This is a genomic window from Solirubrobacter soli DSM 22325, assembly GCF_000423665.1.
Lineage (GTDB): Bacteria > Actinomycetota > Thermoleophilia > Solirubrobacterales > Solirubrobacteraceae > Solirubrobacter > Solirubrobacter soli.
In genome coordinates this window covers 92,070-118,271 of the sequence record NZ_AUIK01000010.1, presented here as the reverse complement: position 1 = coordinate 118,271, position 26,202 = coordinate 92,070, and the positions used below count along the sequence as shown (strand labels likewise).

Annotated in this window: 23 protein-coding genes; 9 read left to right on the top strand and 14 right to left on the bottom strand. The window is 71.8% G+C overall.

The features are described 5' to 3' along the window. Positions 1 to 99: 99 nt before the first annotated feature. On the top strand, positions 100 to 801 hold the full coding sequence (locus G569_RS0110500) for an SDR family NAD(P)-dependent oxidoreductase (RefSeq protein ID WP_028063382.1): 702 nt from the start codon (positions 100 to 102) through the stop codon (positions 799 to 801). Here G569_RS0110500 and G569_RS0110495 read toward each other — a convergent pair. Then, complete coding sequence (locus G569_RS0110495) at positions 786 to 2,120, bottom strand: mannitol dehydrogenase family protein (RefSeq protein WP_028063381.1); 1,335 nt, start codon at positions 2,118 to 2,120, stop codon at positions 786 to 788. The genes G569_RS0110500 and G569_RS0110495 overlap by 16 nt on opposite strands. Positions 2,121 to 2,130: 10 nt before the next feature. Beyond that, positions 2,131 to 3,069 carry a LysR family transcriptional regulator gene (locus G569_RS47235; RefSeq protein WP_053226156.1) on the bottom strand — a complete coding sequence of 313 codons (939 nt, stop codon included), beginning with the start codon at positions 3,067 to 3,069 and terminating at the stop codon, positions 2,131 to 2,133. Positions 3,070 to 3,146: 77 nt separating this feature from the next. Here G569_RS47235 and G569_RS0110485 point away from each other — a divergent pair, with 77 nt between their 5' ends. Continuing rightward, positions 3,147 to 3,953 (top strand): hypothetical protein, encoded by an 807-nt coding sequence (locus G569_RS0110485; protein ID WP_037495828.1) that lies wholly within the window; start codon positions 3,147 to 3,149, stop codon positions 3,951 to 3,953. Here G569_RS0110485 and G569_RS57675 read toward each other — a convergent pair. The 3 genes from G569_RS57675 to G569_RS47225 are packed head-to-tail and all read right to left on the bottom strand — an operon-like array spanning position 3,911 to position 6,251. Continuing rightward, on the bottom strand, positions 3,911 to 4,381 hold the full coding sequence (locus G569_RS57675; protein ID WP_053226155.1) for a GNAT family N-acetyltransferase: 471 nt from the start codon (positions 4,379 to 4,381) through the stop codon (positions 3,911 to 3,913). The two genes, G569_RS0110485 and G569_RS57675, sit on opposite strands and share 43 nt — an antisense overlap. Then, positions 4,378 to 4,800 (bottom strand): TIGR03667 family PPOX class F420-dependent oxidoreductase, encoded by a 423-nt coding sequence (locus G569_RS0110475; protein ID WP_028063379.1) that lies wholly within the window; start codon positions 4,798 to 4,800, stop codon positions 4,378 to 4,380. The genes G569_RS57675 and G569_RS0110475 overlap by 4 nt, the downstream gene beginning before the upstream one ends. Continuing rightward, on the bottom strand, positions 4,797 to 6,251 hold the full coding sequence (locus tag G569_RS47225) for an ATP-binding protein (RefSeq protein WP_053226154.1): 1,455 nt from the start codon (positions 6,249 to 6,251) through the stop codon (positions 4,797 to 4,799). The genes G569_RS0110475 and G569_RS47225 overlap by 4 nt, the downstream gene beginning before the upstream one ends. Before the next feature lie 21 nt (positions 6,252 to 6,272). On the opposite strand from G569_RS47225, the gene rarD reads away from it, so the two are divergent. Together rarD and G569_RS0110460 are read left to right on the top strand one after the other, a co-directional pair. Then, complete coding sequence (rarD, locus tag G569_RS47220) at positions 6,273 to 7,148, top strand: EamA family transporter RarD (RefSeq protein WP_053226153.1); 876 nt, start codon at positions 6,273 to 6,275, stop codon at positions 7,146 to 7,148. Continuing rightward, positions 7,145 to 7,675 carry a cupin domain-containing protein gene (locus G569_RS0110460; RefSeq protein ID WP_028063378.1) on the top strand — a complete coding sequence of 177 codons (531 nt, stop codon included), beginning with the start codon at positions 7,145 to 7,147 and terminating at the stop codon, positions 7,673 to 7,675. Before rarD ends, G569_RS0110460 begins: the two co-directional genes overlap by 4 nt. Here the strand turns inward: G569_RS0110460 and G569_RS0110455 are convergent. Further along, entirely contained in the window at positions 7,672 to 8,754 is a 1,083-nt protein-coding gene (locus G569_RS0110455; protein ID WP_037495825.1) for a sensor histidine kinase, read from the bottom strand. The genes G569_RS0110460 and G569_RS0110455 overlap by 4 nt on opposite strands. 86 nt (positions 8,755 to 8,840) lie before the next feature. Here G569_RS0110455 and G569_RS0110450 point away from each other — a divergent pair, with 86 nt between their 5' ends. Continuing rightward, positions 8,841 to 9,464, top strand: coding sequence for a M15 family metallopeptidase (locus tag G569_RS0110450; RefSeq protein ID WP_028063376.1), 624 nt, complete (start codon positions 8,841 to 8,843; stop codon positions 9,462 to 9,464). Position 9,465: 1 nt separating this feature from the next. On the opposite strand, the gene G569_RS0110445 is transcribed toward G569_RS0110450, so the two are convergent. Then, positions 9,466 to 11,157, bottom strand: a complete 1,692-nt coding sequence (locus tag G569_RS0110445; RefSeq protein ID WP_169542115.1) for an FG-GAP repeat domain-containing protein — start codon at positions 11,155 to 11,157, stop codon at positions 9,466 to 9,468. Continuing rightward, the gene (locus tag G569_RS63740; protein ID WP_053226152.1) at positions 11,154 to 11,591 is read right to left on the bottom strand and encodes a hypothetical protein; all 438 of its coding nucleotides are present in this window, start codon (positions 11,589 to 11,591) and stop codon (positions 11,154 to 11,156) included. Before G569_RS63740 ends, G569_RS0110445 begins: the two co-directional genes overlap by 4 nt. A gap of 47 nt (positions 11,592 to 11,638) precedes the next feature. Between G569_RS63740 and G569_RS0110435 the strand changes: the two genes are divergently transcribed. Next, entirely contained in the window at positions 11,639 to 12,163 is a 525-nt protein-coding gene (locus G569_RS0110435; RefSeq protein ID WP_157591942.1) for a hypothetical protein, read from the top strand. Positions 12,164 to 12,214: 51 nt separating this feature from the next. Here the strand turns inward: G569_RS0110435 and G569_RS0110430 are convergent, their stop codons facing one another. After that, positions 12,215 to 12,928, bottom strand: coding sequence for a hypothetical protein (locus G569_RS0110430; RefSeq protein WP_157591941.1), 714 nt, complete (start codon positions 12,926 to 12,928; stop codon positions 12,215 to 12,217). 50 nt (positions 12,929 to 12,978) lie between these two features. On the opposite strand from G569_RS0110430, the gene G569_RS0110425 reads away from it, so the two are divergent. Further along, positions 12,979 to 13,368: an RNA-binding S4 domain-containing protein gene (locus G569_RS0110425; protein ID WP_028063372.1), complete on the top strand. Its 390-nt coding sequence runs from the start codon at positions 12,979 to 12,981 to the stop codon at positions 13,366 to 13,368. A 21-nt stretch (positions 13,369 to 13,389) separates the two neighbouring features. On the opposite strand, the gene G569_RS0110420 is transcribed toward G569_RS0110425, so the two are convergent. From G569_RS0110420 to G569_RS57670, 3 genes are read right to left on the bottom strand one after another with little or no spacing between them, the layout of a single operon-like run. Next, a complete protein-coding gene (locus G569_RS0110420) occupies positions 13,390 to 15,009 on the bottom strand; it encodes an alpha-amylase family protein (protein ID WP_028063371.1) in 1,620 nt (539 codons plus the stop codon). 6 nt (positions 15,010 to 15,015) lie between these two features. Then, entirely contained in the window at positions 15,016 to 15,834 is an 819-nt protein-coding gene (locus tag G569_RS0110415) for a leucine-rich repeat domain-containing protein (RefSeq protein ID WP_028063370.1), read from the bottom strand. Further along, a complete protein-coding gene (locus G569_RS57670; protein ID WP_084284650.1) occupies positions 15,831 to 22,322 on the bottom strand; it encodes an NHL domain-containing protein in 6,492 nt (2,163 codons plus the stop codon). The genes G569_RS0110415 and G569_RS57670 overlap by 4 nt, the downstream gene beginning before the upstream one ends. A gap of 146 nt (positions 22,323 to 22,468) precedes the next feature. Here G569_RS57670 and G569_RS57665 point away from each other — a divergent pair, with 146 nt between their 5' ends. Next, the gene (locus G569_RS57665; RefSeq protein ID WP_028063369.1) at positions 22,469 to 23,257 is read left to right on the top strand and encodes a GNAT family N-acetyltransferase; all 789 of its coding nucleotides are present in this window, start codon (positions 22,469 to 22,471) and stop codon (positions 23,255 to 23,257) included. Here G569_RS57665 and G569_RS0110400 read toward each other — a convergent pair. Both G569_RS0110400 and G569_RS57660 read right to left on the bottom strand, forming a co-directional pair. Then, on the bottom strand, positions 23,254 to 23,883 hold the full coding sequence (locus G569_RS0110400) for a hypothetical protein (protein WP_028063368.1): 630 nt from the start codon (positions 23,881 to 23,883) through the stop codon (positions 23,254 to 23,256). The genes G569_RS57665 and G569_RS0110400 overlap by 4 nt on opposite strands. Before the next feature lie 44 nt (positions 23,884 to 23,927). Then, entirely contained in the window at positions 23,928 to 24,512 is a 585-nt protein-coding gene (locus tag G569_RS57660) for an MOSC N-terminal beta barrel domain-containing protein (protein WP_053226150.1), read from the bottom strand. A gap of 24 nt (positions 24,513 to 24,536) precedes the next feature. Between G569_RS57660 and G569_RS47190 the strand changes: the two genes are divergently transcribed. After that, a complete protein-coding gene (locus G569_RS47190) occupies positions 24,537 to 26,153 on the top strand; it encodes a glycerol-3-phosphate dehydrogenase/oxidase (RefSeq protein WP_053226149.1) in 1,617 nt (538 codons plus the stop codon). Positions 26,154 to 26,202 lie beyond the last annotated feature (49 nt).

The window sequence follows — 26,202 nt, the reverse complement described above, 5'->3', positions numbered from 1 at the left end:
CCCGCTTCACTCCCCCATCCTCGACACTGTCAGCTCACAGCGTTGCGTATTTCGCCCTCGTCTGCCAATTCCCGTTGTTCCGGCGGGATACTCCATTGCATGACGGTCATGGACTCGTTCCGCCTGGACGGCAAACGCGCCGTCGTCACCGGCGGCGGCCGCGGGATCGGCGCCGCCGTCGCGACGGCACTCCGCGAGGCCGGCGCCGAGGTGGTGATCGCGTCGCGCAGCGAGGGCGTGATCACCGACGTGACCGACGTCGACAGCGTGCGCGCGATGGTCGCCGAGGTCGGCCCGATCGACGTGCTGGTCAACAACGCCGGCGTCTGTTACCACCGGCCGGCGCTCGAGGTGCCCGACGACGAGTGGCGGTCCGTGTGGGACGTCAACGTCGACGGCGTCTGGAACTGCTCGCGGGTCGTCGGCGAGCAGATGATCGAGCGCGGGGGAGGGGTGATCGTCAACATCGGCTCGATCTCGGCGCAGATCGTCAACCGGCCGCAGTGGCAGCCCGCGTACAACGCGTCCAAGGCGGCGGTGCATCAGCTGACGAAGTCGCTGGCGGCGGAGTGGGCGCCGCACAACGTGCGCGTCAACGCGCTCGCGCCCGGCTATGTGAAGACCGAGATGGCACCGGTCGACGACCCGAAGTTCAAGCCGCTGTGGGTCGACGACCCGCCGATGGGACGCTACGCGCTGCCGGAGGAGCTGGGGCCGCCGGTCGTCTTCATGGCCTCGGACGCGTCGAGCTTCATGACCGGCTCGGTGGTCGTTCTCGACGGCGGTTACACGCTCTGGTAGCGCTCGAGCGTCTTGCGGGCGCCGTGTTCGTGCAGTGAGTTCAGCGCCTCGTCGAACGCCGACCGGAAGCGGTGGTTGGCGCCGAGGTCGCCGAAGAGCTCCGCGTCCTCGAGGAACCCGCCGTCCTGCGCGTTGACCATCACGCGGTCCGCGAGCGGGTCGACGACCGCGATCGGCTCGCCCTGCTCGTCCGTGCCCTCGGCGTAGCGCGCCCAGCTGGCCACGACGGCGGCGCTGCGCTCGATCTCGCCGTCGTGCTCGAGGTTGTGGCGGACGACGGGGAGCAGCCACTTCGGGATCCGGTCGCTGGACTCGGCGCACAGGCGGGCGACCGTGTCGCGGACCTCCGGATTGGAGAATCGCTCGATCAGCGTCGTCTTGTAGTCGTCGAGATCGACGCCGGGGACGGGCGGCAGCGTCGGCGTTCCCTCGCGGTCCATGTAATCCCGCAGGAAGGTGCGGTACAGCGGATCCTGCGCCGCCTCGTGGACGAGCCGGTAGCCGTCGAGGTAGGCGAAATAGCAGAGCGCCTGGTGGGACGCGTTGAGCAGCCGCAGCTTCATCAGCTCGTACGGCTCGACGTCGGCCACCAACTGCGCACCGGCCTCCTCGTACGGCGGCCGGCCGAGCGTGAAGTGGTCCTCCAGCACCCATTGCGTGAACGGCTCGCAGACCACGGGCCACGCGTCCTCGATGCCGAAGCGCTGCTTGACCTCGGCGCGGTCGGCGTCGGTCGTCTGCGGCGTGATCCGGTCGACCATCGCGTTCGGGAACGCGACGCCCTCGATCGCCCCCGGTCCCCCGAGCTCCAGGCACACCTGGCGCGTCCGGTGCCCGTTGCCGGGCAGGTTGTCGCATGACATCACCGTGAAGGGCTCGAGGCCTCGTTCGCGGCGCAGCGCCAGCGCGTCGAGGATGTAGCGGAAGACGACGTTGTCGGGCTCATAGCCGCCCTCGGTGACCGTCAGCGAGACGATCCGCGTGGTCTGCGCCGCCAGTTGCTCGACCACGCGCTCGGGGTCGTCGGGCGCGAACAGGTAGTCGACGATCGACCCGATCACCCGCGGCTCGTACGTCCCGTCCGCGTGCTTGACGACGAGCGTGTAGAGGTGGTCCTGGCGCTCGAGCGCGTCCTTCATCGCCCGGTCCTGCGGCATCACCCCGACGCCGACGATCCCGTACTCGAACCCCTTGCCCGCGTTGAGCAGGCGGTCGTGGTACATCGCCTGGTGCGCGCGATGGAAGCCGCCCACACCGAAGTGCACCACTCCGCCGATCAGCTTCGCGCGGTCGTACTCCGGCCCCGGGACCAACGACACGTGGGCAAGCCTAGTCCGCGAGCAGCGTGACGTCCTCACGACCCTGGGTGGCGGCGTCCGCGGCGTGACGCAGGGCGGTGCGAACGGCCTGGATCGCGGGCGCGTCGACGGTCGTGGCGCGGGCGGCGGTGAAGATCGTGCGGTGCACGGCGCCCTCGGCGATCGGGCGGGCGGCGACCTGCGGGGTCGCGGCGGCGATCAGGGCGGCGAGGATCGTCACCGCGCGGCCGGAGGCGACGAGCGCTCGCAGGATCAGGGCGTCGTCGGTGTGGTGGACGATGTCGGGCGCGTAGCCGCCGAGGCCGTTGCAGAGATGCTCGAGCGCGGTGCGATGGCCGCTGCCGGGGAAGTCGGCCGCCCAAGCGGCGTGCTCGAAGGCGGCGAGCGAGATCGGGCCTGGGGCGGCGGCGGCCGGGTGGTCGGTCGGGACGCAGAGCAGGACGGCTTCGCGGATCAGGTCCTCGCGGTCGACGTCGCGGTGGCGGGGGACGGGGACCGGGTCGTAGTCGATGCCCACCACGAGGTCGACCTCGCGGGAACGCAGTGACGCGATCGCGGGCGCGGTCTCGCGATGGGTGACCTCGACACGCAGCTCGGGCGCGGTCTCGGCCAGCTCGCGCAGGGCGGTGGAGAGCAGCGCGAGCGCCGGCGTCTGCACGAACGTCATCCGCACGGTGCCGCGTGGCGTGCCGCTCAGGCGCGCCAGCTCGGCGAGGACCGCCTCGTCCGCGGCGAGCGCCTGCGCCGCGTGCTCGGCGAGGCGGACCCCGGCGGGCGTGAGTTCCAGCGTGCGCCCGACGCGCCGCAGCAGCGGCGTCCCCGCCTCGCGCTCGAGCTCGGCCAGCTGGACCGAGACCGACGACGGGCTGTAGCTGAGCGCCTCGGCGACCGCCGCGACCGTCCCACGGCGCGAGAACTCGTGCAGCAGCCGCAGCCGTCGAAGCTCCATCGTTCGGATTATCTCACGCTTTTCCGTGTGAAACCGTCGCTGGAAATAACGCGTCGCGTCACCGAGGGTGAAAGGACATGGTCCTCGTTCCCCTCGTCGCCGCTCCCTCCCTGATGTTCGCGGTATCGGCCGCCGAGCGCCGCTTCGGCGCCGCCGTCGCCGGCGCCATGGCCGCCATGCCGGTCGCCCTCTCGGTCATCCTGCTCGCCGTCGGCGCCGAGCTCGGCGCCGACGCCGGCGCGACCCTCGCCGCCGGCGCCGCCGCCCACGTCGTCGCCCAAGTCGCGTTCGCACTCGCCTTCGCCGCGGTCGTCGAACGCCGCGGCGCCGCCCTCGGCGTCCTCGCCGGCGCCTCCGCCTTCGCCCTCGGCTCGCTGCTTCTCGCCCCGCTCCCAACCCCGCTGGCCATCGTCCTCGCCATCCCGGCCCTCACCCTGGGGTCAGACCCCTCAACATTGCGAAATCGCTCTGAGCAGGCATTTTCATGCGAACGCAGCGTTAAGGGGTCAGACCCCTTAGTTCCGGCGCGCTCTGGCCCGATGCGCGGCGCGACCGCGGTCGGTGCCGCGGCCGCCCTCGTCATGGTCGCCGCGGCGCTGACCACGGCGGAGCTCGCCGGGCCCGCGGCGGCGGGCGCGATCGGCGCGTTCCCAGCGTTGAGCACGGCGTTCGCGGTCCTGCTCGTCCGCACCCGCGGCCCGCGGTCCGCCGCGACCGCGCTGCGGGGCCTGATCGGCGGGCTGCGCGCCTACCTGGTCTTCACCGTGACGGTCGCGCTCGCCGCGCCGGGGCTCGGCGTCTACACCGCGGTGCCACTCGCGCTGGCGCTGTGCCTGATCACCTACGCCGCGCTGCTGTCGTCGAGCCGGCAGCTCATGAAGTAGGTGTGGACCGGGCCCTTCGGCGTGTCGGAGAACCCGACCGACGTGTAGAGCGCGCGGGCGCCGGCGTTGTCGGACTGCACGTCGAGCTCGACCCGCTTGCAGCCGCGCTCGCGGGCGACGGCGAGGACCTTGTCCACCAGCGCCCGCCCGAGCCCGGTGCCGCGAGCGGACTCGCGCACGAAGACGTCCTCCAGCCAGCAGTCCTCGACGCCGGTCCAGGCGCTCAGACGAAAGCGCACCTGCGCGAACCCGGCGTCGCCGGCCAGCAGGTACACCGTGTTCGGGTCCTCGATCAGCCGCGCGACCGTCGCGGGGACCGTCTCGACCTCCGGCGGCGCGTAGCCCATCCAGTCGCGGAAGGCCATCAGGAGCGAGGCGACGACCGCCGCGTCGTCCGGGCCCGCCGCCACGCGGACGGCGTCCGTCACTTGTGCCCTCGCACCTTGGTCAAGCGGATCCGCACCGGCATCGAGTAGCGCGTCGCGAACTGCTCGGGGGTGATCCGCAACCGCTCGAAGCCCCAGCCGTACTTGCGCACGAAGCCCGGGAACTCGTGGGCGCCCGGACCGTCCGCGGTGAGCGACGCGACGCCCGAGAGGATCACGATGTCCCCGCCCGAGCCGTCGCCCGCGAAGTTCAGCGACACCTTCGCGTTGCCCTCGATGTTGCGGGTGCGGGCGGTATCGGGCAACGAGAACACGTGCACCGTGCTGTCCCCGTCCCACCAGAACCACACCGGGCTGGGCACCGGGGAGCCGCCGGGCGTGACGGTCGTCAGCCAGACGATGCGGTCGTCGCGCAGGTGGCGCCCGACCAGCGCCCCCAGATCCGTGCTCTCGTCGATCATGGGCGGGACTCTATGGGGCGCGCGGAGTCCAGCAGGGACCGGACCTCCGCCAGCAGCGCGCCATGGTCGAACGGCTTCTCCAGGAACGAGCTGCCCGCCGGGAGGCCACCGGCGCGCTCGAAAGCCTCGGCCGAGTAGCCGGAGATGAACAGCGTGCGGATCGGTGCCAGGCGCTCGGCGAGTTCGAGCCCGGACATGCCCGGCATCACGATGTCGGTGACGAGCGCGTCGATCGCGCCGCCGCAGCGACCCGCGATGGCCAGCGCCTCGTCCGGATGCGCGGCCGCGTGGACCGTGTAGCCGGCGCCGCTGAGCACGACCTCGACGAGCTTGCGCACACCGGCCTCGTCCTCGCACAGCAGCAGCGTCTCGTGGCCGCCGTGCCGCGGCCGGGGCTGCGGCGGCTCGATCGCGGGCGCCCGCACGCCCGCCGCCGCGGGCAGGAAGACGGTGAACGTCGACCCGAGCCCGTGCTCTGAGCGCACCTCGACGTGCCCGCCCGACTGGCTGACGATCCCGTGCACGGTCGCGAGCCCGAGCCCCGTTCCGAGCCCGACGTCCTTGGTCGTGTAGAACGGCTCGAAGATCCGCTCGAGCGACCCGGGGTCGATCCCCGTGCCGGTGTCGGAGACCGCGAGCCGCACGTGGTCCTCCGCCACCGAGGTCTCGATCGCCAGCGTGCCGCCCGCGGGCATCGCGTCGCGCGCGTTGATGGCGAGGTTGATGACCACCTGCTCGAGCTGGGCGCGGTCGGCCAGCACCGGCGGGAGCTCGCGGCCGGCCAGCATCGCGATCTCGATCGCCTCGCCGATCAGCCGCGAGAGCATCGGCACGAGCCCCGCGACGACCGCGTTGACGTCCAGCAGCACCGGCTCGAGCACCTGGCGGCGGGCGAACGCCAGCAGCTGCTTCGTCAGGTCGCCCGCACGGCCGGCGGCGCGGACGATCTCCTCCAGCTCCCCCGAGCCGGGACCGGCGCCGATCCGCCGCCGCGCGATCTCCCCGTAGCCCGCGATCACCGTCAGCAGGTTGTTGAAGTCGTGCGCGATCCCGCCCGCCAGCTGCCCGACCGCCTCCATCTTCTGCGCTTGGCGCAGCTGCTCCTCGGTGATCCGGTGCTGGGTGATGTCGCGCACGACGAACAGGTGCAGACCCGGGAGGAACTCGGGCGTGGACCGCACCTCGAGCACGGTGCGGCGACCGTCCTGCTCGCCGTCCCAGACGTGCTCGACCATGCCGACGGCGATCCGCTCCGGCGTCAGGAAGTCCTTCCAGTCGGCCTCGGCGCGCTCGGCCCCGATGAAGTCGTCCAGCCGCGAGCCGACGATCTCCTCCCGCGGGCGGCCGTAGAACCGGCAGGCCGCGGCGTTGACGAAGACGAAGCGCCGCTGCGAGTCGAACACGGCGACGACGTCCATCGTGGCGTCGAGGATGGCCTGAAGATCGATCAAGGGCAGGCTATCGTCAAACGAGTGCTCCGTTCAGGCTTCGCCGCGGGTCTCGCGGCGTACCTGCTGTGGGGCCTCTTCCCGCTGTACTGGCCGCTGCTCGAGCCCGCGGGCGCGGTCGAGATCCTCGCCCACCGGATCGTCTGGTCGATGGTCGTCGTCGCCGTCCTGTTGGCCGCGACGCAGGGCTTTCGCTGGGTGCGCGAGCTCGGCCGGCGCCGCACGCTCCTGCTCGGCCTCGCCGCCGCGCTGATCACGGTCAACTGGGGCGGCTACATCTACGGCGTCAACAGCGGCCACGTCGTCGAGACCGCGCTCGGCTACTTCATCAACCCCCTCGTCACGGTCGCGCTCGCGGTGCTCGTGGTGGGAGAACGCCTGCGCCGCCCGCAGTGGGTGGCCGTGGGGATCGCGGCCGTCGCCGTCGTCGTGCTCACGATCGCCTACGGCCGCCCGCCGTGGATCGCGCTCACGCTGGCGTTCTCGTTCGGCTTCTACGGCCTGGTCAAGAAGCAGGTGGGCGTGGGCGGGACGCAGAGCCTCGCGGTCGAGACGACGTTCCTGTTCGTCCCCGCGCTCGCGTGCATCCTCGTCCTGCAGGCGACCGGAAGCGGCACGCTGACGACCGAGGGCACCGGGCACGTGCTACTGCTCGCGGGCGGCGGGATCGCGACCGCGGTGCCGCTGATCCTCTTCGGCGCGGCGGCGGTGCGCATCCCGCTGACCACGATCGGCCTGCTCCAGTACGTCGCGCCGATCATCCAGTTCGTCATCGGCGTGGCGATCAAGCACGAGGCCATGCCCGCCTCGCGCTGGGCGGGGTTCGTGCTCGTCTGGGCCGCGGTGTGCGTCTTCACGTGGGACTCGTTGCGGCGCGTGCGGGTACCAGTGCGTGCATGACACACGAAGCGCAACTGGTAGACAGCGAATACGGGCTGGTCGCCGCCGACGACGGCTGGTTCACCGTCAACGTCCGCGACGCCGCCTGGGTGACGAGCGAAACGTTCGGTGACTGCTGCATCTTCGAGGGCGGGCCGGTCGACTTCGGCCAGATCGGCTACACGCTCGCGGTCCTGGCGCCGGGACAGCCGAACGGGATGTACCACCGCGAGGACGACCAGGAGGATTTCCTCGTCCTCTCCGGCGAGTGCGTCGCGATCCTCGACGGCCAAGCGCGAACGTTGAAGGCCTGGGACTTCGTCCACTGCCCGCCGGGCACCGAGCACATCTTCGTCGGCGCGGGCGACGGTCCGTGCGTGATCTTCATGGCGGGCGCGCGGGAGCATCGCGGCAGCGCCGTCTACACACGCGACGAGACCGCGCTCGAGCACGGCGCCGGCGTCGAGACCGAGACGACGCAGCCGAGCGAGGCGTACGCGACGTTCGGCAAGTGGCGGCCTGGCCCGCCGGCGACGATGCCGTTCTAAGAGGCGGCGGGGAGCTCGACCGCGACGCGCAGGCCGCCGGCTGCCCGGGGCGTGAGGGTGAGCGTGCCGTCGTGTGCCTGCGTGATGCTCTTGGCGATCGCCAGGCCGAGGCCGACGCCCACATGGTCGCCGTGGATGCGTCCGGTGCCGCGGCGGAACGGCTCGACGAGCGTGGACACCAGTTGCGGCGTCAGCTTCTCGCCGGTGTTCTCGACGGTCAGCACCACGCTCTTGGGGTGAACGCTGGTCGTGACCCACACGGTGCCCGCGTCGTGCAGGTTGTGGACGATTGCGTTGTGCACGAGGTTCGTGCTCAACTGCTGCAGGAGCGCGGGAGAGCCGACGGTGGGGGCCGCGTCCCCGGACGTCTCGATCGTGAGGCCGCTCTTCTCCGCGAGCGGCAGGAGGGTCTCGGTGGACTCCTCCGCGATCAGTGACAGGTCGACGTGCTCGAGGGCGAAGGACCGCTGGTCCGCGCGGCTGAGCAGCAGCAACGCCTCGGTGAGGGTGATCGCCCGGGTGTTGACGGTATACAGGCGCTCGACGAGCTCGGCGGGGTCGCGGCTCGGATCCTTGCGGGCGACGTCGAGCAAGGTCTGCGTGACCGCCAGCGGCGTGCGCAGCTCGTGCGAGGCATTGGCGGCGAAGCGCTGCTGCTCGGCGACGTGGGCTTCGAGCCGCGCGAGCATGGCGTCGAAGGCGTCGGCGAGCTCACGGAACTCGTCGTTGCGGCCGTGCAGCCGGATGCGGTGGGAGAGCGACCCGGTCGCCGCGATGCGCGTGGCGTCGGTGATGCGGGTCAGCGGCCTGAGCATCTGGCCGGCGAGGAGCCAGCCTCCCACCAGGCCGAACACGACCAGGAACCCCGACATCATCGCCGCCTTCGGGACGAACGCGCGCAGGAGGTCGGTGCGGTTCGGGAACGACGGGCCGGGCCCGAAGATGTAGCGGTCGGGGACGTAGCGCAGCAGGAACACCCACACGACGGCGAGGAGCAGGACGCCGGCGACGATCACGAATCCGGCGTAGCTGAGGGTGAGCTTGAGGCGAACGCTCAAGCCGGGCGGCCGATCGCGCATGTACGGATGCTAGGGCCGTCGCCATATCGTCGGCATATCGAAAACCACATACGTGCCGGCAACGCCCCGCTGCCTTCAATGGCGGCGTGACCGCACCACCAACGATCTACCGGACGCGGATTCGCCGGCGACGGGTCGCCGTCCTCGTCGGCCTGCTCGCCGCGATCGCCGTGGGCCATCAGTTGCCGGCCTCCTCGTCGGAGACGGTCGCGCCCGTCCTTCACACCGAGCGCCCGGATCACGAGAAACCGCCCCGCGCCGCGCTCGGCGTGGCCGGCGGCGCGGTCCCGGACGGCACGACCGTCTTCGACGACGACGTGCCGGGCGTGGCCAACCTCGACGCCGACCTCCTCGACGCCGTGCGCCGCGCGTCGACCGATGCCGGGCTCGAGTTCCTGGTCGACAGCGGCTGGCGTTCGTCCGCCTACCAGAAGCACCTACGCGATCAGGCGATCGCGAAGTACGGCTCGGTCCAGGAGGCCGCCCGCTGGGTGGCCACGCCCAAGACGTCGGCGCACGTGTCGGGAGACGCGGTCGACGTCGGTCCCGCGACCGCGACGGCGTGGCTGTCGCGGCACGGCGCCGCCTACGGGCTCTGCCAGATCTACGCCAACGAGCCCTGGCACTACGAGCTGCGCCCCGACGCCGCGGCGCAGGGATGCCCCGCCATGTACGCGGACCCCACCCAGGATCCGAGGATGCAGCGGTGAGTCAGCGCTTCTTCTTGCGCGCGGTGTAGTGCTTGCCCTTGCGCACGGTCTTCTTGACGTGCTTGACGAAGTCCTCGACCTGGACGACGCCCTGCGTCACCGTCGTCGTGGTCGACGTGCACGTGTCCTTGACGAGCCACTTCGTGCCGCGCACGGTCGCCGCGCTGTAGGAGCCCTTCGTGCGGAACTTGCCCTTGCCGTCGCCCCACAGCTTGCGCGACTTGGGCTTCTTCGCGGCGGTCTTCGCCTTCGTCCGGCAGTCCAGCGCCTCGGTAAGCGTCAGCGTCGTGAGCCCCTTGGCCTGGCTGATCTTGAACAGCCCGTCGAAGAAGTTCGCCTTGTCGTCCTTGCCGGGCCCGACGATCGTCACCGTGCCCTTGCGCGCGTCGACCGACGCGCCCACCGGGATCTGGATGCCGGTCTTGAGGTCCACATAGGACTTCGCGCCCTTGAGCTTGACCTTGACCGTGCCCTTGACGGGCAACAGGTTCACCTCGCCCGACTTGGGCTGGTCGAGCGGGGTGGGCGTGGGGGACGGGGTCGGTGTGGGCGTCGGCTGCGCGGGCGGGGAGGGCGAGAGCAGCACGGCCACGTGGTTGGAGCCGAGCGAGCTGACCGCCGCGTCGGGGACGCCGTCGAGGTTGAAGTCCGCCGTCGTGGCGGCGACCGGGCTGCCGGTCAGCGCGATCGGCGCGTCGGCGGCGAAGCCGTCGCCCGAGCGCCGCAGCACGGTGGCGAAGCCGCTGGAGGAGGCGACGATCAGGTCGGGTTGGCCGTTGCGGTCGAAGTCCGCGGTGGCGATCCCGCTCGGGCCGGCACTGACGGCGATCGGTGAGCCGAGTCCGGCCGTGAAGCCGTCGTTGCTCGCGTTGCGCAGCAGCACCGAGACGGTGTTCGCGTCGCGGTTGACGACCGCGACGTCGGGACGGCCGTCGCCATTGAAGTCGGCGGCGACGAGGTCGCCCGGACGCGCTCCTGTGGGCGTTCCGGACGGGTTCTCCTGTCCGAAGCCGCCCGGGCCGTTGTTGCGCAGCAGCATCACGTCGTTGCCGGACTCGTCGGAAACGGCCACGTCGTTGTCGCCGTCGCCGTCGAAGTCGGCGGCCGCGACGGCGCGCGGGCCGGCGCCGGCCGCGATGTTCGTGAGGACGTCGAAGCCGGTGTTGGCGGCGTTGCGCACCGCGATCGTCACGTTGTTGGTGCCGAGGCTGGAGATCGCGAGGTCCGGCCGCTGATCGCCGTTGAAGTCGGCGACGGCCACGTCGCTGAAGCCGAACCCGCCGACCGGCGACGTCTCCGACGTGAACCCGCCGCCGGCGGCCGAGCGGATCCTGATCGCGACCGTGCCGCCCGTGTAGTCGGCGATCGCGATGTCCGGCAGCCCGTCGCCGTTGAAGTCCCCGACCGCGCCGGTGCTGGTCCCGCCGGAGTACGGCGGCGAGGAGGTCTCCTCGGCGAAGCCGCCGCCCGCCTGGCGCAGATAGAGCGTCATCGTCCCGGGCGGGCCGGTGTCGCCGTTGGCCGTGATCAGGTCGGGGCGGCCGTCCGCGTTGAAGTCAGCGGCGTAGACGCCGTACGGGCCGGGACCGGTCGCGTATGGCGACCCGGCCTCCGGAGTCAGATCCGCCCAAGCTGCCCCTGCGCCTACGAGTACTGCTGCCGCGGCGCTCGCGGCCAGGATCCGTCCCCTCACCGGACCGATTGTCCCGGATCCGATGCTCCGTAAGCAAGTTGGAGGCGATCCTGGCGCCCTGCCCAGTGCAATGTGAGGTCCCAGCAGCCGGCGTGGGGGAGCTCGAGGCCCGAAGGGCCGGGGCCGCCGGCGACCGTCCGCTGGACGACGTCCTTGCCGTCGCGCGCGCTGATCTTGAGGTCGGTCATTCCCGTCCAGGGCTCGCGGGCGACCCACAGGACCTTCTTCTCGCGGTCGCCCGTGGTCATGTCCTCGAAGAGGATCGCGGTGATCTGGCCGCGGTCGCCGATCACGTGCGGGATCTTCGGCTCCGCGTCGGAGAACCCGCCGCGCGCCCAGGTGGGCAGGACGCCGCGATCGACCTTGCCGCAGGCCTGCGCCGGGGGTTTACCCGAACCGCCGCATGCGGCCAGCAGGCCAATCGCGGCGAGCACGACGATCCTTGATCTGGCGTGCATGTTCGGGTGCGATGATCGCGTCCATGAGCGACGAAGACAAGCCGAAGTCCTTCGAGGAGACGCTGCGCGCTCTCGCCGACGAGGTCACCCGCGGGATCGAGCGCGTCCAGCGCGGCGAGATCGAGGACCTGGCCCGCGAGTTCGGCGTCGACTCCGACCGCGCGAAGCGCTTCATGGACGACGCGGGCAGCTGGCTGCGCGCGCAGACCGACGCCTTCAACACCGCCGGGTCGCGGCCGGGCCCATCCAGCGAGTCGCGTCCGGCCGAGACGCCGTGGACGACGTTCCCGACCGGCGCGGGCCCGGACCCGCTCGACGTCCCGACCGAGGATCAGGGCCGCGCGCTCGCGGCGCTGGACTCCGGCCGCTGGACCGTCGAGCCCGGCACGAGCGCGTTGTCCTCCACCGGCGAGGGCCCCGGCCCGAGCGACGCGCTCGGGCTCGTGCGCGAGCTGCGGGTGCGCGACTGGATCGACTCCGACGGCGAGGTCACGCTGACCGGCCACGCCGCGTTGCAGCGCTGGCTGGACACCGCCGCGCGCGACTAGCGAGCTGTGCGACCCGCCGCCGCAGGGGTGGCGGCGGGTCGCGATCGCCCCCTACTTGCGGGGCTTACCCTTGTCCTTGTCGTGGCCGGGGGCGTCGTCGGACTTGCCGCGCTGCTTGTCGTCGGCCTGCCCGGGAGCGTCCTCGCTCTTGCCGCGCTGCTTGTCCTCGGCGTGGCCCGGGGCGTCGTCGCGCTTGCCCTGGTTGCCCTTGTCCTCGCCCTGGTCGTCGTCCTTCTTGCCCTTGGACTTGTCCTCGGACTTGCCGTGCGGCTTGTCGGACTTGCCGTGCGGCTTGTCCTTCTTGCCGTGCTCCTTCGGCCAGTCCTTGGTGCGCAGCTGCGCGCACAGGACGACCTCGCCGCCGGCCGAGACCGTGACGGAGTACGTGACGCCGCGCTTGGCGGTGAACGTCCGAGAGCGGGCGGTCGAGTTGCCGACGCCCTTGCGGTTGGTCTTGAGCGGCTTGTACTTGAAGCCCGGCACCTCGGCGCCGCCGGCCGCGCCCTGCTTGCAGACGCCCGCAACGAGCTTGTACGTGTAGGTCGTCTTCGCCGCGACGCGGCGGACATGGACGCTCAGCTTGTCGTTGCGCTTGTTGTCGACGAGCTGGACCTTGCCGAAGTTGCCGGTCACGTAGTCGCCGTCGGCGCCGACGAGCGTGAACGTGCCCTTGTAGACCTTCGTCTTGGACTTGCCGTGGGCGAGTGCAGTGCTCGGAACGAGTGCCACCGCGGGCACGACGAGCAGTGGGAGGAGCCTTCTCATACTCCGACAACGTCGGTTCGCCGAGAAGGTTGGGAACAATATGAGGACCGATGGATCAGACACCCGTCCGGATCGACAAGTGGTTGTGGGCCGCGCGCCTGGTCAAGACCCGCGCGCTGGCGGTCGACGCGATCCGCGGCGGCCGCGTGAAGCTCAACGGCTTCCCGGCCAAGCCGAGCAAGGACGTCAAGCCCGGTGACCGGATCGAGTTCAGCCAGGGCGTGATCCGCCTCGAGGCCCTGATCAAGGCCACGGCCGAGCGCCGCCTGCCCGCGGCCGACGCGCAACTCCTCTACGCCGAGACCGAGGAGAGCCGCACCGAGCGCGAGCGGCGCGTCGCCGAGATGCGGATGACCCGCCCGCAGGGCGTGGACCGCAACGCCCGCCCCACCAAGCGCGACCGCCGCCAGTTCGACCGGCTGCGCGGCCGCGACACCTAAAGGGGTCAGGCCCCTTTAGGTTCACGGCGGCATGCGGCGGCCCGCGCGCCGCACGCGGTACCAGTGGGCGGCGTAGGGCTCGAGGTCGAGCGTCGCCGGGAGCGGATGCTCCGGGTCGCCCAGGAGGTCGACGAGCGCCAGGCCGTCCTCGACCGGCAGCGAGACGCGGACCGGGCGGCCGGAGAGCTCGTGGACGGCGACGATCGTCTCGCCCTCCCAGTCGCAGCGGTGGGCGAGGACCGACGGCGCGCCGGTGTCGAGCAGCGTCAGCGTCCCGAACCCCAGCTCCGGACACTCGCGCCGGCGGCGGATCAGGCGCTCGAACCAGTTCAGCAGCGAGTGGGGATCGCGGCGCTGGGCGGCGACGTTGATGCGCTCAGGCCCGTATTCGCCCTCGACCAGCGGCCGCCGCGGCGTGTCCGACGTGGAGAAGCCGCCGTCGGGCGACCATTGCATCGGCGCGCGCACGCTGTAGCGGCCCTCGATCGCGAGGTTCTCGGCCATGCCGATCTCCTCGCCGTAGAACAGCACCGGCGTGCCGGGGAGCGAGAAGACGAGCGAGTAGACCATCCGGATCGCGCGCTCGTCGCCGTCGAGCATCGTCGGCAGCCGGCGCCGCAGGCCGCGGCCGTAGAGCTGCAGCTCCTTCTCGGGACCGAAGCGGGCGAACACCTCGGCGCGCTCGGATGCGCTCAGCTTGTCCAGCGTCAGCTCGTCGTGGTTGCGCACGAAGCGCCCGAGCGAGGCCGATGGCGGGATCGGCGGGAAGTCGCGCAGCGCCCGCTCGAGTGGCTCGGCGACGCCGCGGGCGAGCGCCAGGTAGAGCGCCTGGTTGCCGATGAAGTCGAGCACCATGTGCAATTCGTCGCCGTCGGCGTCGCCGAGGAACTCGCGCACCTGGGGCGGCTCGAGGTTGACCTCGCCGAGCAGGACCGCCTGCCCGTCGCGGCGGTTCAGGGAGGCGCGCAGGTCGCGCAGGACCTGGTGCGGATCGTCGATCGAGCCCTCGATCAGGAACGGGACGGCGTCGACCCGGAACCCGCTCAGCCCCTGGGCGAGCCAGAAGGCCATGACCTGCGCGAGCTCGTCGCGGACCGCCGGGTTGGAGAGGTTGAGATCCGGCTGGTGCGCATAGAACTTGTGCAGGTAGTACCGCTTGGCCTTGCGGTCATACGCCCAGTTGGAGCTCTCCTGGTCCGGGAAGACGACGTCGCCCGGCTTCTCCGGCGGCCGCTCGTCGCGCCAGACGTAGAAGTCGCGGTACCGCGACTCCGGGTCCGCACGCGCCGCCTGAAACCAGGGGTGCTGGTCGGACGTGTGGTTCATGACGAAGTCCGCGATCACGCGGATGCCGCGGTCGTGGCAGGTGCGGATCAGCTCGGTGAACTCGCCGAACGTGCCCAACGACGGGTCGACGGTGAAGTAGTCCGTGATGTCGTAGCCGTCGTCCCGGTTGGGTGACGGATAGAACGGCATCAGCCACAGGCAGCTGATCCCGAGGCCGGCGAGGTAGTCGACGCGCTCGGTCAGCCCCAGCAGGTCGCCGCAGCCGTCGCCGTCCCAGTCCAGGAACGTCTCGACGTCCAGGCAGTAGAAGATCGCGTCCTTGAACCACAGGTCGCTGGTGGCCTTGATGCTCATCGCAGGTCACCTACCCTGCAACGCCTCCTCGATCTCGGCGACGCGCGGGCGATATTCGCGGCGGTCGCGCATCCCGATCGTCCGCAGGCGCGGGAGCTCGAGCAACACAGACAGGTCGCCGTCGAGGACGCGGGTGGATTCCCACGCGAAGAACTCCTCCAAGTGGGTGAGGCCTCGCAGCGGCGCGAGTGAGGCGATGTCGCCGCAGTTGGCGACCTTCAGCGAGCGCAGCGTCGGCACCGTGACGATCTCCGCGAGCTGCTTGCAGCCCTCGATCGCCAGCACCTCGAGCGGCGGGAGGTCCGCCAGCTCGCTGAGCGCGCCCTGCTGGTAGAGGCCGAGGAAGCGCACGCTCGCGCCGAGTCCGGCGGTGGAGGTCAGCTTGCGCCCTTGCGAGAGCTCCAGCCGGCGCAGGCGTCCGAACGCGCCGAAGCGGGTCAGATCCGCGTCCGGCGGCCCGAAGACGAACAGCGACTCCAGCGACCCGCAATCGAACACCGACTCGAAGCCCGGGTTCCAGTACATGCGCAGGGTCTTCAACGCTCCGAACGCGCCGAAGTCGAGCGGCAGCTTCGGCTTGGACGGCGTGTTCAGCGTCAGGGTCTCCAACGCGCCCAGCCGCGCCACGGGGGAGAGGTCGCGCACGCCGCCCCCGTTCAGGACCAGCCCGCGCAGCCGCGGTACCTGCGCGAGGAACGACAGGTCGTCCTCACGGATCGAGAGCACCTCGAGCCCTCGCTCGGAGATCGTGCGCGCGTACTCGTCCCGCCACCCGCCCTCGAGCACGACGAGGGCGGGCAGGCCGTCGATCTCGCCGATCGTCAATACAGGTCCATCAGGTGTTGGCGTTTGGGCCCGATCGGGTTCACCTTATTGGCGATCCCCGGGTCCGACGCGCCGACGCCGTTGGTCAGGTCGTTGATCCGCCGCTGCTCGGCGACCTCGCGGGCGGTCTTGCCGCCCAGCACCTCGGTGCGCGCGGCGGCGTCCGCCGCCTCCTGCGTGATCTTGCCGTCGCGGACGTGCTCGGCGAGCCGCCGGTCGATGTTGTTGGACTGGCCGACGTAGGGGAGCCCTTCCTTGGTCACCACCTCATAGACGCCCTCGGTGGCCTCGCGCCCGGCGCGGACCGCGGCGCCGCCGCCGGTGGCGAACGGGATCAACGCGCCCGCGACGTCGGCGCCGAGCGCGGCGACGTCCCACGGGTCGACGCCGCACCCGTTCATCAGCGACTTCCCGATCCGGTACAGGTCGTACGCGATGAACCCGATGTCGAGGATCGTGTCCAGGATCTGGCCGCTCGGGTCGGTCAGGTTGACCGGGTCCGCGAGCGCGTAGCCGTAGAGGTTCGTCCCGCCGCCGCCGAAGCGCAGCGGGTCGGGGGCGAGGAAGCGGCCTGTGCGCGGGTCGTAGTCGCGCGCGCCGAAGCGCACGAGCTTGGTGTCGACGTCGTACAGGCCGCCGGCGAAGCGGAACGGCTGGAAGCCCGGGTCCGTGTCCCGGGTGATGTTGCCGAACGCGTCGTAGTCGATCTCCTGCATCGCCGTGCCGGTGGCGACGTCGATGACCGAGCGCGGGCTGCCGACCTGGTCGGTGACGATCCGGTAGGTCTTGCCGCCCTTGATCATCAGGTCCGGGACGTTGGAGTGCGTCGCGTAGATGAAGCGGCTGACGACGTTGTCGTTGGAGTCGAGCTCGGCCACCGGCCCGAGCCCGCGGCCGTAGAGGAACCGCCGCTTGAGCGTGCTGCCGTCGCCGCTCTCCGCGACGCGCCGGCCGCCGGAGTCGATCGCGTAGTCGATCGTCTTGCCGTTGGCGAACGTGACCTTGCGCAGCGCCCCGAGCGCGTCGTAGTCGTAGGTCGTGCCGTCGGGCGTCTTGTGCAGCTCGCCCGCCGGGGTGTACTCGTAGCCCGCGGAGTTGATCCGGTCCTGGCCGTCGTAGGTCAGCGGCTGCCCGTCGGACGTCTTGTCGCGGTTGCCGTTGGCGTCGTAGGTGAAGGACTGGACCGTCGCGCCGTTGCGCTTGATCGTCGCCAGCCGGTCGGCGGTGTCGTAGCCGTACTCGTACGTCGTGATGGCCGCGGTGCGCTTCTCGGTCTTGCCCGTGATCCGGCCGCTGTCGTCGCGCGCGTAGGTCTCGGCGTAGACGTCGGCGTCGAACGCGCCGGTCTCGCCAAAGGCGTTGGGCGTGATCGTCGTCGTGCTCACGCCGGCGGTCAGCCCGGTGATCAGGCCGTTGGCCGGGTTGCGGGCGATCGTCAGCGCGCCCGCGCCGGTCAGCTGCCCGTCGGGGTCGAACGCGTACGCGACGGCCGGCCCGCCGCTCACCGCCTCGGTCTTGACGCGGAACTCGTCGTCGTACGTGTCGTCGATCACGCCCGCGACGCTGCCGGTGACCGTCGTCTTGGTCGGCAGCGCGCCGTCGTAGAGGTAGGCGATCTTCTCGACGCCCGCGGTCGCGCTGGTCAGGCGGCCGGTCGCGTTGTTGTACGCGTACGTGGTCGACCGCGCCCCGTGGGTGATCTTCTCCAGCCGCGAGGCGTCGTCGTACGCGAACGCGATGTCGTCCCCGCTCGGGCGGTCGATCGCCGTCACGAGCGCGTCGTCGTCGGCGGTGTAGGACGTGGGCGCCGTCGTCGCGCCGACCTGCGGCGGTGTGTACTTCGTCATCACGCCGCGGGTGGAGTAGTCGAACTTGTGGGCCGTCTTCCCGGGCGGCGTCGTCGTCAGCAGGTTGCCGTTGCGGTCGTACGAGTACGCGATGACGCGGTTGTCGGGCGTCGTCTGCGTGAGCGGGCGGTCGGCGTCGTCGTAGGTGAACGTCGTGTCGCGCCCGAGCGCGTCGGTGACCTTCTGCACGCGCCCGCGCGCGTCATACGCGTAGGACTCGGTGCGCGCGCCCTGCGCGGACTTCGTCAGCCGCCCGTCGACGTACGTGAAGACCGAGGGCGTGATCTGCGCGCTCTCGACCCGCAGCGGGCGGCCTTGGCCGTCGACGGTCGTGACCTTCTGACGCCCGGCGGGGGAGGTGTCGGTCCAGCGCAGCGTGTCGGCGTCGAAGCGCGACGTCTGCACGCGGCCGTTGACCGTGGTCGTCTCGGTGAAGGAGCGCAGCGAGAGCGGCGCGCCGGGCGTGGCGAGGTCGACCGTCCGCGCGCGCGACATCACCGTGCGCAGGCCCGCGGGGCTGGTGACGGTCATCCGCGCGGTGAGCGGCGCGTCCATGCCGAAGCGCGGGTCCGGCCCCGCCTCCTCGGTCACGACCGTCCCGTCGGGGCGGGTGACGGTGACGACGCCGTCGGTGCCGACGAGCGTCGTCGTCTTCGCGCCCTTCCCGTCGGTCACCGAGCGCTCGATCTCCCCGGACTTGCGCGGCTCGACCCGGTAGGTCGTCGTGCGGCCCTCGGCGCTGCGGCGCACGACGGTCACGATGTCGCCGTTCGAGGTCCGGGTGAGCGTCTGGGACGCGTTGCCCGGCGCCGTGTCGCGGATCAGGCGTCCGGCGGGGTCGTAGTCGAAGCTGTGGAGCTCGCCGCGCGGGTCGGTCAGGGTCTTGAGCAGGCCGCCGGCGTCGTACGTGGCCTTGATCTCGTCGCCCGCGAAGTTCTTGATCGAGCTCAGGTAGCCGTTGGTCACGCCGAGCGTCGTGACCTGGCCGTATGGGGCGAGGATCGACGTCGGCGTGCCGGCCCCGTCGCGGGTGATCGTCGTCTTGTGGCCGTCGCCGTCGGTGATGCTGGTCAGGCGTCCCGCGGCGTCGTAGCCGAACGTCAGCACGGTCGCCTTGGTGAGCGAGTCGACCGTGCGCAGGTGGCGGCCGTTGGGGTCGAAGACGTAGACCGAGCGGCCGTCGTCGGAGGCGATCGTGGTCTCGCCCAGCTGCAGCGCGGGCAGGCTCGGGGCGACGCTGCGCACGCGGCCGGCCGTCTCGTCGCTGAAGTAGATGGTGCCGTCGGCGCCGAGGACGATCGCCGACGGGAACTGGAGCCGCGACTGACCGGCGGGCCCGCCGTCGCCGCGCGTGCCCTGCTCGCCGTTGCCGGCGATCGTGACCATCGTCCCGTCGGACTGGACCTTGCGCACGCGCCAGTGGCCGGAGTCGGCGATCACCAGGCCGCCGTCAGGGGTGGGCGCGACGGCCGACGGCGTGTCCAGGTGGGCGGCGGTCGCCAGGCCGCCGTCGCCGCCGAACGTCGTCTCGCCGTTGCCGGCGATCGTGGCGATGACGCCGTCCGGGCCGATCCGCCGCACCCGCTGGTTGCCGCTGTCGGCGATCAGGACGCTGCCGTCGCCGGTGACGACGAGGTCGCGGGGGTTGCGCAGCTTGGCCTTGGTGGCGACGTCGCCGTCACCGCTGAAGCCGGGGACGCCCGTGCCGGCGAGCGTCGTGATGACGCCGTCGGGGCCGATCCGGCGGACCGCCTGGTTGGCGCGGTCGATGATCAGCACCGCTCCGCTGCCGTCGGCGGCGACGTCCGTCGGCTCGTCGAGCAGGGCTTGGTGCGCGGGTCCGCCGTCGCCCGCATAGCCCCCGTCGCCGGTGCCCGCGATCGTGCTGATCGTGCCCTTGAGCACGCGGCGGATGCGGTTGTTGCCCTGATCGGCGATATAGAGCGCGCCGTCGGGGCCGACCGCGACGTCGGCGGGGTGGTCGAGCTCGGCGTCGGTGGCGGGCCCGCCGTCGCCGCCGAAGCCGGCACTGTTGAGCGTGCCGGCGACGATCGTGGAGGTCCCGTCGGGCTCGACCTTGCGGATCACCTGGGCGGCGCCGTCGGCGATCAGGAGCGCGCCGTCGGCGGTGCGGGTCATGCCCTCCGGGCTTGCGAAGCCGGCCTTGAAGGTGCGGATGACGTCGAAGTTCTGGCCGTCGGCGCTGCGCTTGGACCCGTCGCCGAGGTAGAGCGTGTGGCCGACGGGGTCGTAGGTGTGGTGGACGTCGATGCTCCAGCCCGCCAGGGCGCTCGCCGGCGCCTGGAGGCCGTCGCCGACGACGCCGCTCCACCGCTGCGCGACGGAGATCTCGGTGCGGGTCGAGTTGGTCGAGAGGATCGCGCCGCCGACCTGCGCGAAGCTCGACTGGAACGTGTCGGGCGTGCGGTAGACGGCCGGATAGACGTAGTCGAGCGTGATGTCCGCCTTCTGCCGGCCCTGGACGCGGCGTCCGTAGGCGTCCTTGCCGTCGAAGACGAACGTGTAGCTGTCGTTGACCTTCGGGGTGAACGGGAACTTGAACGTGCGCCCGGCGACGTCGATCTGCAGGTCGACGCGCTTGAGCGAGGGCGGGAGCGTCGCGCCGGTGAGCGGGACCACGAGCGTGTCGCCCGTGCGCCGGCCGGGGACGCGGTCGGACTGGTAGGCGAGCGTGTACGGGGTGCCGCTGATGGGCGAGCGCTCGCCCAGGACCTGGTTCTCGCAGAGGATGATCGAGCCGTGCGAGTTGCACGGGTCGTCGCCGGGCGGGTCACCGCCGTTCGGGCCGCCCTGACCGGGGCCGCCGGCGCCGTCCGGGAGGCCGTACGGCCAGTTGTAGTCCCACGGCGTGAAGTGGTCGATCGCGGCGCGCCAGAGGCTCTTGCCCGGGTCGTAGAGCTGCGCCAGCTTCTGCAGCTCGGCGTCGTCGATGCCGAGCGTGGTGACGCTGTCGGGCCGGCCGTCGCCCGTGACGTCGAGCTGCGCGCGGCCGCCGGACTCGCCGACGATCTTGATCACGATGCCGTTCTTGGCCGCGACCCACTGCGCCTTCTCGCGGTCGTAGTACCCCATCGGGACGGCCGTGCCGGCGGGGAAGTCGAGCAGGTTGTCGACGTAGGTGACGACCGGCTTGTCGAACTCGACGTCGACGGCCTTCTGCGCGTCGGCCTCGTCGACCGAGTACTCGACGGCGTAGGTGTAGGCCGAGGTGGGCGGCAGCTCGCCGGGCATCGCGGCGGGGCCGGAGTCGCCGATCGTGAACTCGGTCGCGCGGATGTTCAGCGTGTCGCCGAGGTCCTTCGTCGTGCCGTCGGGGAGCGTCGCGGTGGCGTTCGTGCCCGGGTCCAGCAGCAGCGTGGCCTTGCGGGTGCCGTCTGAATCGGTGATCTCGGAGCCGGTGGCGACCTGGATCTCGTTCGTGGCGAGATCGACGCCCGTGACCTTGTCCTCGTAGGGGACGATCACGACGGGGTCGACGATGTCGTAGTCCTGCGTCGGGACGTCCAGGCGGCGCTGGCTCGGGATGTAGCCGGCGCGGGCGAAGCTGAGCGTGACCGACCCGCCGCCGTTGACGGCGATGTCGAAGCCGCCGTCGGTGCGGGTCGCGGTGCGGCCGAGCTCGGGGTGGTCGAGCACGGTGACCTCGACGCCCTCCACCGGGGTGCCGTTGCGTCTGACGACCCGGCCGCGCATGACCGCGGCCTGGAGCGGCTTGACGGCGTCGGCGGCGACGCCCTTCTGGATCGGGTCGTTGCCGGTGTAGAGGAACTTCGTGGCGTCCGAGACCGTCGTGACCTGGGCGTCGGTGACGCCGGTCGCGCGGGTCTGCGGGTCGGCCGCGGCGGGCGGGGTGGGACCGGGGGCGGGGGCCTCGAACTCGACCCGGAAGGTCTTGTGGGCGGTGGCGGTCTCGCCGCCGCGGTGGGCGATCACGTCGACGGTGTGCTCGCCCGCGAGGACGCCGGTGAAGGTCTGGGTGGCGTCGCAGGCCTGGTACGGGCGGGCGTCGATGCGGCACTCGAAGGTGCCGGCGGAGACGAACTTGAACGTGACCGTCGTGGAGCCGAAGACGGCGGGCGCGTCGATACCGACGGTGAGCGGCTCGGGCGGGTTGTCGATCGGGCCGGGCGGCGGCGTCGGCTGCGACGGCTGCGGGATCGGCGTGGCGGCGGGCGTCGTGGGCAGGGTGGCTTTGACGTCGACCGTGGTCGCGACGCGGCAGTTGTTGCCCTCCGAGTTCTCCTTGACCTTGTTCGCCGAGTCCGCGCAGACGAGCAGCGAGTAGCGGCCCGCGGCGAGGGTGGGCGGGACGGTCGCCGTGCGCTTGCCGGTCGCGGCTTTCTTGGCCTTGATCGCCTTCTGGGCGGCGGTGCCGAGCTTGGCGTCCTTGGCGTCGAGCTTCGCGTCGGCGGACAGGACGAGCGCGGTCGTCGACTTGCCCGCCGCGCCCTTGCCGCCGTTCTTGATCGTCCACGTGACGTCGTAGCGGCCGCTCGCGGCCTTCGCGCTCGCCTTGGAGACCGTGAGGTCGGGCCTGGGCTTCGCGGCCTGCGCGGGGGCGGCCGCGAACAGGGCAAGGGACGCCACGACCATGGCGCGCAGCGCGCGTCGACCCGACATCCTTGTCTTCACCCTCCCGTCAGCGTTCTCCGACCCAGCGGCGCGAACCTACACACGCATGGGTGGCGCGTGAAGGGCTTTTCGCTCGCGTGCCCGAACGCCTGGACCATCGGGCAGGACCGCGGTCAGTGCTAGGACAATGCGCCGTGATCCGCCCCGTCCGTGCTGAGGAATATCCCGCCGCCCTGAAGGTCATCGGCGACGCGTTCTCGATCGTCGTCCGCCCCCCGACCGTCCACACGACCGTCGCCGAGGCCGACGACGGCCACTTCCTGGCCGTCGAGCGCGACGGCGCCATCGTGGCCACCGGCGCCAGCGTCGGGTTCGGCCCGACGGGCTGGATCGGCGGGATCGCGGTCGCCCCGGAGGCCCGCGGCGCCCGGCTCGGCCAGGCGCTGACCGAGGCCGTGATCGACGCGCTGGGCCCGCGCGAGACCCTGCTCCTGCTGGCCAGCGACGCCGGCCGCCCGATCTACGAGCGCCTCGGCTTCGAGGTCGAGGAGCGCTACGTGGTGATGTGGGGGCCGGAATCCGCGACGCCCGCTGCCAACGGCCTGCGCCGCCTCACCGCCGCGGACCGCGACGCCGTCGCCGCGCTCGACGCCCGCGTCACCGGCGAGGCCCGCTCGCTCGTGCTCGACGTCGGCCTGGACGGAGCGATCGCCACGCCGGACCTCTCCGCCGTCGCCTTCCGGCCGCCGTGGCCCGCGCTCCCGATCGTCGCCTCGGACCCCGACGCGGGCGCGACCCTGCTGCGCGCGCTGATCGCCCCGGGCCTGCGGCTCGCCGTCCCGGAGTCCAACGCCGCCGCGCTCGAGACGCTGCGCGCGCTCGGCTGCACACCCGGCCGCGACGTCGTCCGGATGCGCAGCGGGGCGCCGGTTCAGTGGCGCCCCGACGAGCTCTGGGGCGTGTTCAGCCTCTTCTTTGGTTAGGGAGCTTCCGTGTACTCGTCGGCCTCGTCCGGCTGCGCCGGGCGCGGGGCTGCGGAGGAGGAGCCGCCGGAGAGCAGCCAGTCGACGTCGTGCGGGCGCTCGGACTCCTCCGAGGGCTCGCGGCGGACCGACAGCAGGCGCTCGCCGCCGAAGCGCACCATCGCCACCGTGTAGGCGGACACGGGCACGTCGTGGCGACTCGCGAGCCAGTCGATCGTCGCCAGCGCGCGCGGGTCGTACCCGCCCGCGACGAGCACGAGCGCGGGCGACTGGTTGCCGTCGATCGACTCGAGCTCGGTGTTGACGCTCAGCAGGCGCTCGCGGTCCCACGAGGCGACGTCGGCCGCGGCGCCGAGCGCGCGCCCGAGCTGCCACTCGACCGTGTCGCCGGTGACCAGGATCACGACGACGCGGCCCGCGGCCTCGTCGACCCCGAGCAGATCCACGTACGGAACGGGCTCGCGCGCCAGCAGCCGCACGCCCGACAGGCCGAGCTCGCCGGCGAAGGCGTCCCACGAGGAGGTCACGAGCCCGAGCAGCTCCTCGCGGTCGGGCGGGCTCTCCTGCACGAGGCCTGAAGCCTGCGGCGCCACGAGCGTCCCAGAAGTCTCATCGATGCGCAGCACGGCCGTCGGGTCTCCCTTCGAGTTTCGCGTTGAACGTGCGAAGCCTAACTGAGCGTGACCGGCTCGCCGAGCAACAGCCGCCCGGCCTCGACCACGCGCGCTTCGATTCCCGGTCCGTCGCCGCGTGAAGCCACCAGGCGGAGCCGCACGCCGTCGCGGAACGCGAGCTCCCGGCCGGACCATCCGCCCTCCGGCGGCGCGATCTTGAGCTGCACGTTGATCCCGGCCGCGGAGCGGTCCCCGTCGGGCGGGCTGGCGGCGACGATCACGCCGCGGGTGAGGTCCAGGTCGCGCACCAGTTCCACCTCGCGGCCGAGGTCGCGTTCGAGCGCGTACGCGAGCCGCGGATCGCCCCAGCGCCACGCCTTCTGCCCGTTGGGCGCCGTCAGCAGCGGGAACGGCGGCGGGCGGTCGGGCATGATCGCCCCGTCCGGGTTGAACGGGTACGCGGCGCCCCAGAGCGCCAGGCGGGGCAGATCGCGGGCGTCCAGCTGCCCTTCGGGACCGGCGGCGAAATGCTGGCGATCGCCAGCGACCCCGCGGGTGTCCACCTGCGAGGAACGCAGCTGCTCGCCCTTCATCCCGAGCACGGGGAATCGCCACAGACCCTGCACATACCCGTCGGCCATACGAGGTCGATAGGGTCGCAGGACGTGCTCTCCCGCGCCGACGCCGTCGCCACGCTGGCCTCAGAGCCGTTCGACGTCCTCGTCATCGGCGGGGGGATCACGGGCGCCGGCGTCGCGCTCGACGCGGCCACGCGCGGGTACAGCGTCGCCCTGATCGAGCGCGCGGACTACGCGTCCGGCACGTCGTCGCGCTCCTCCAAGCTGGTCCACGGCGGCCTGCGCTACCTGCAGAACTTCGATCTCGGGTTGGTGCGAGAGGCGCTGCTCGAGCGCCAGATCAACGTCAACCTCGCGCCGCACCTCGTGCGGCCGCTGCGGTTCGTCGTCCCCGCGTTCGACGGCGCGCGGCTCGATCGCGTCGTCGGGCTCGGCCTCAACGCCTACGACGTCATGGCCGTGGACCGGCTGCGGCGACGCCGGCGCGACGAGGCCGACTGGAGCCCGGCGCGCCACCGCGCGATCTCCGGCGCGGACGTCCTCGAGCTGCTGCCCGCGCTCGCCGACCGCACCCCGACGGGCGGCTACCTGTTCTACGACTGCCAGACCGACGACGCCCGCCTGGTCCTGACCGTCCTGGCCGAGGCGGAACGCTTCGGCGCGGTGTTCGCCAACCGGCTCGACGCCGTCGGGCTGCTGGAGGAGGGCGGGCGGGCGATCGGGGCGCTCCTGCGCGACGCCGAGAGCGGCTCCGAGCTCGAGGTCCGCGCCACGAACGTCGTCAACGCCACCGGCGTGTGGGCGGACCGGCTCAGGCCCGCCGAGCTGCACGACGAGGCCGAGGTCCCGGTCATCCGGCCCTCGCGCGGTACGCATCTGGTCATCGAGCGCGAACAGCTCCCGCTGACCGCCGGCGCGATCGTCCCGGCGGGGGAGGGGCGGACGATCTTCGTGCTGCCCTGGCTCGGCCAGACGCTGATCGGCACCACCGACACCGATCACGACGGTCCCGCCGAGCACGTCCAGCCGTCGTCGCAGGAGGTCTCGTACCTGCTCGACGCCGTCAACGCGTTCTTCGCCACCTCGCTCGATCAGGGCGATCTCGTCGGCGCCTACGCGGGGGTGCGGCCGCTGATCTCGACCGGCGACCCGCGCAAGTCGGTCGACATCTCGCGCAAGGCCGAGCTCTACGAGACCTCGTCCGGGATGATCACGATCACCGGCGGCAAGCTCACGACCTGGCGGCGGATGGCCAAGGAGACCGTCGACCGGATCGTCTGGCGCGACGGCTCGGAGACAAAGTGCCGCACGCACGCGGTCCCGCTCGGGATGCCGGTGGACGCCGCGGACCTCGTGGCCGCGCCGCCCGCGTCGCGTGAGCAGCTCGCCGCCCGCTACGGCCACATCGCCCACGACGTGATCGCGTGCGGGCGCCTGGAGCCCGTCGTCGAGGGCCGGCCCGACCTCATGGCGGAGGTGATCTACGCCTCGCGGCGCGAGCAGGCGCGCACCGTCGGGGATGTGCTCCTGCGCCGCACCCGGCTTGGGTTGACGGCGGCGCGACCGCTCCTGGAATCCGACGCCGTCGAGCGCGTCGCGGCCGTGATGGGCGCCGAACTCGGCTGGGATGAGACGCGCGTCGCGCGCGAGGCGGGCGCGTTCCGCGACGAGGCCCGCGCGGAAGGCATCCTGCCGGGGTCGTAAGGTCCGCCGGAACTTTCGGGTCCCTCGCCGGTTGGAGGCGGCGGAGCCC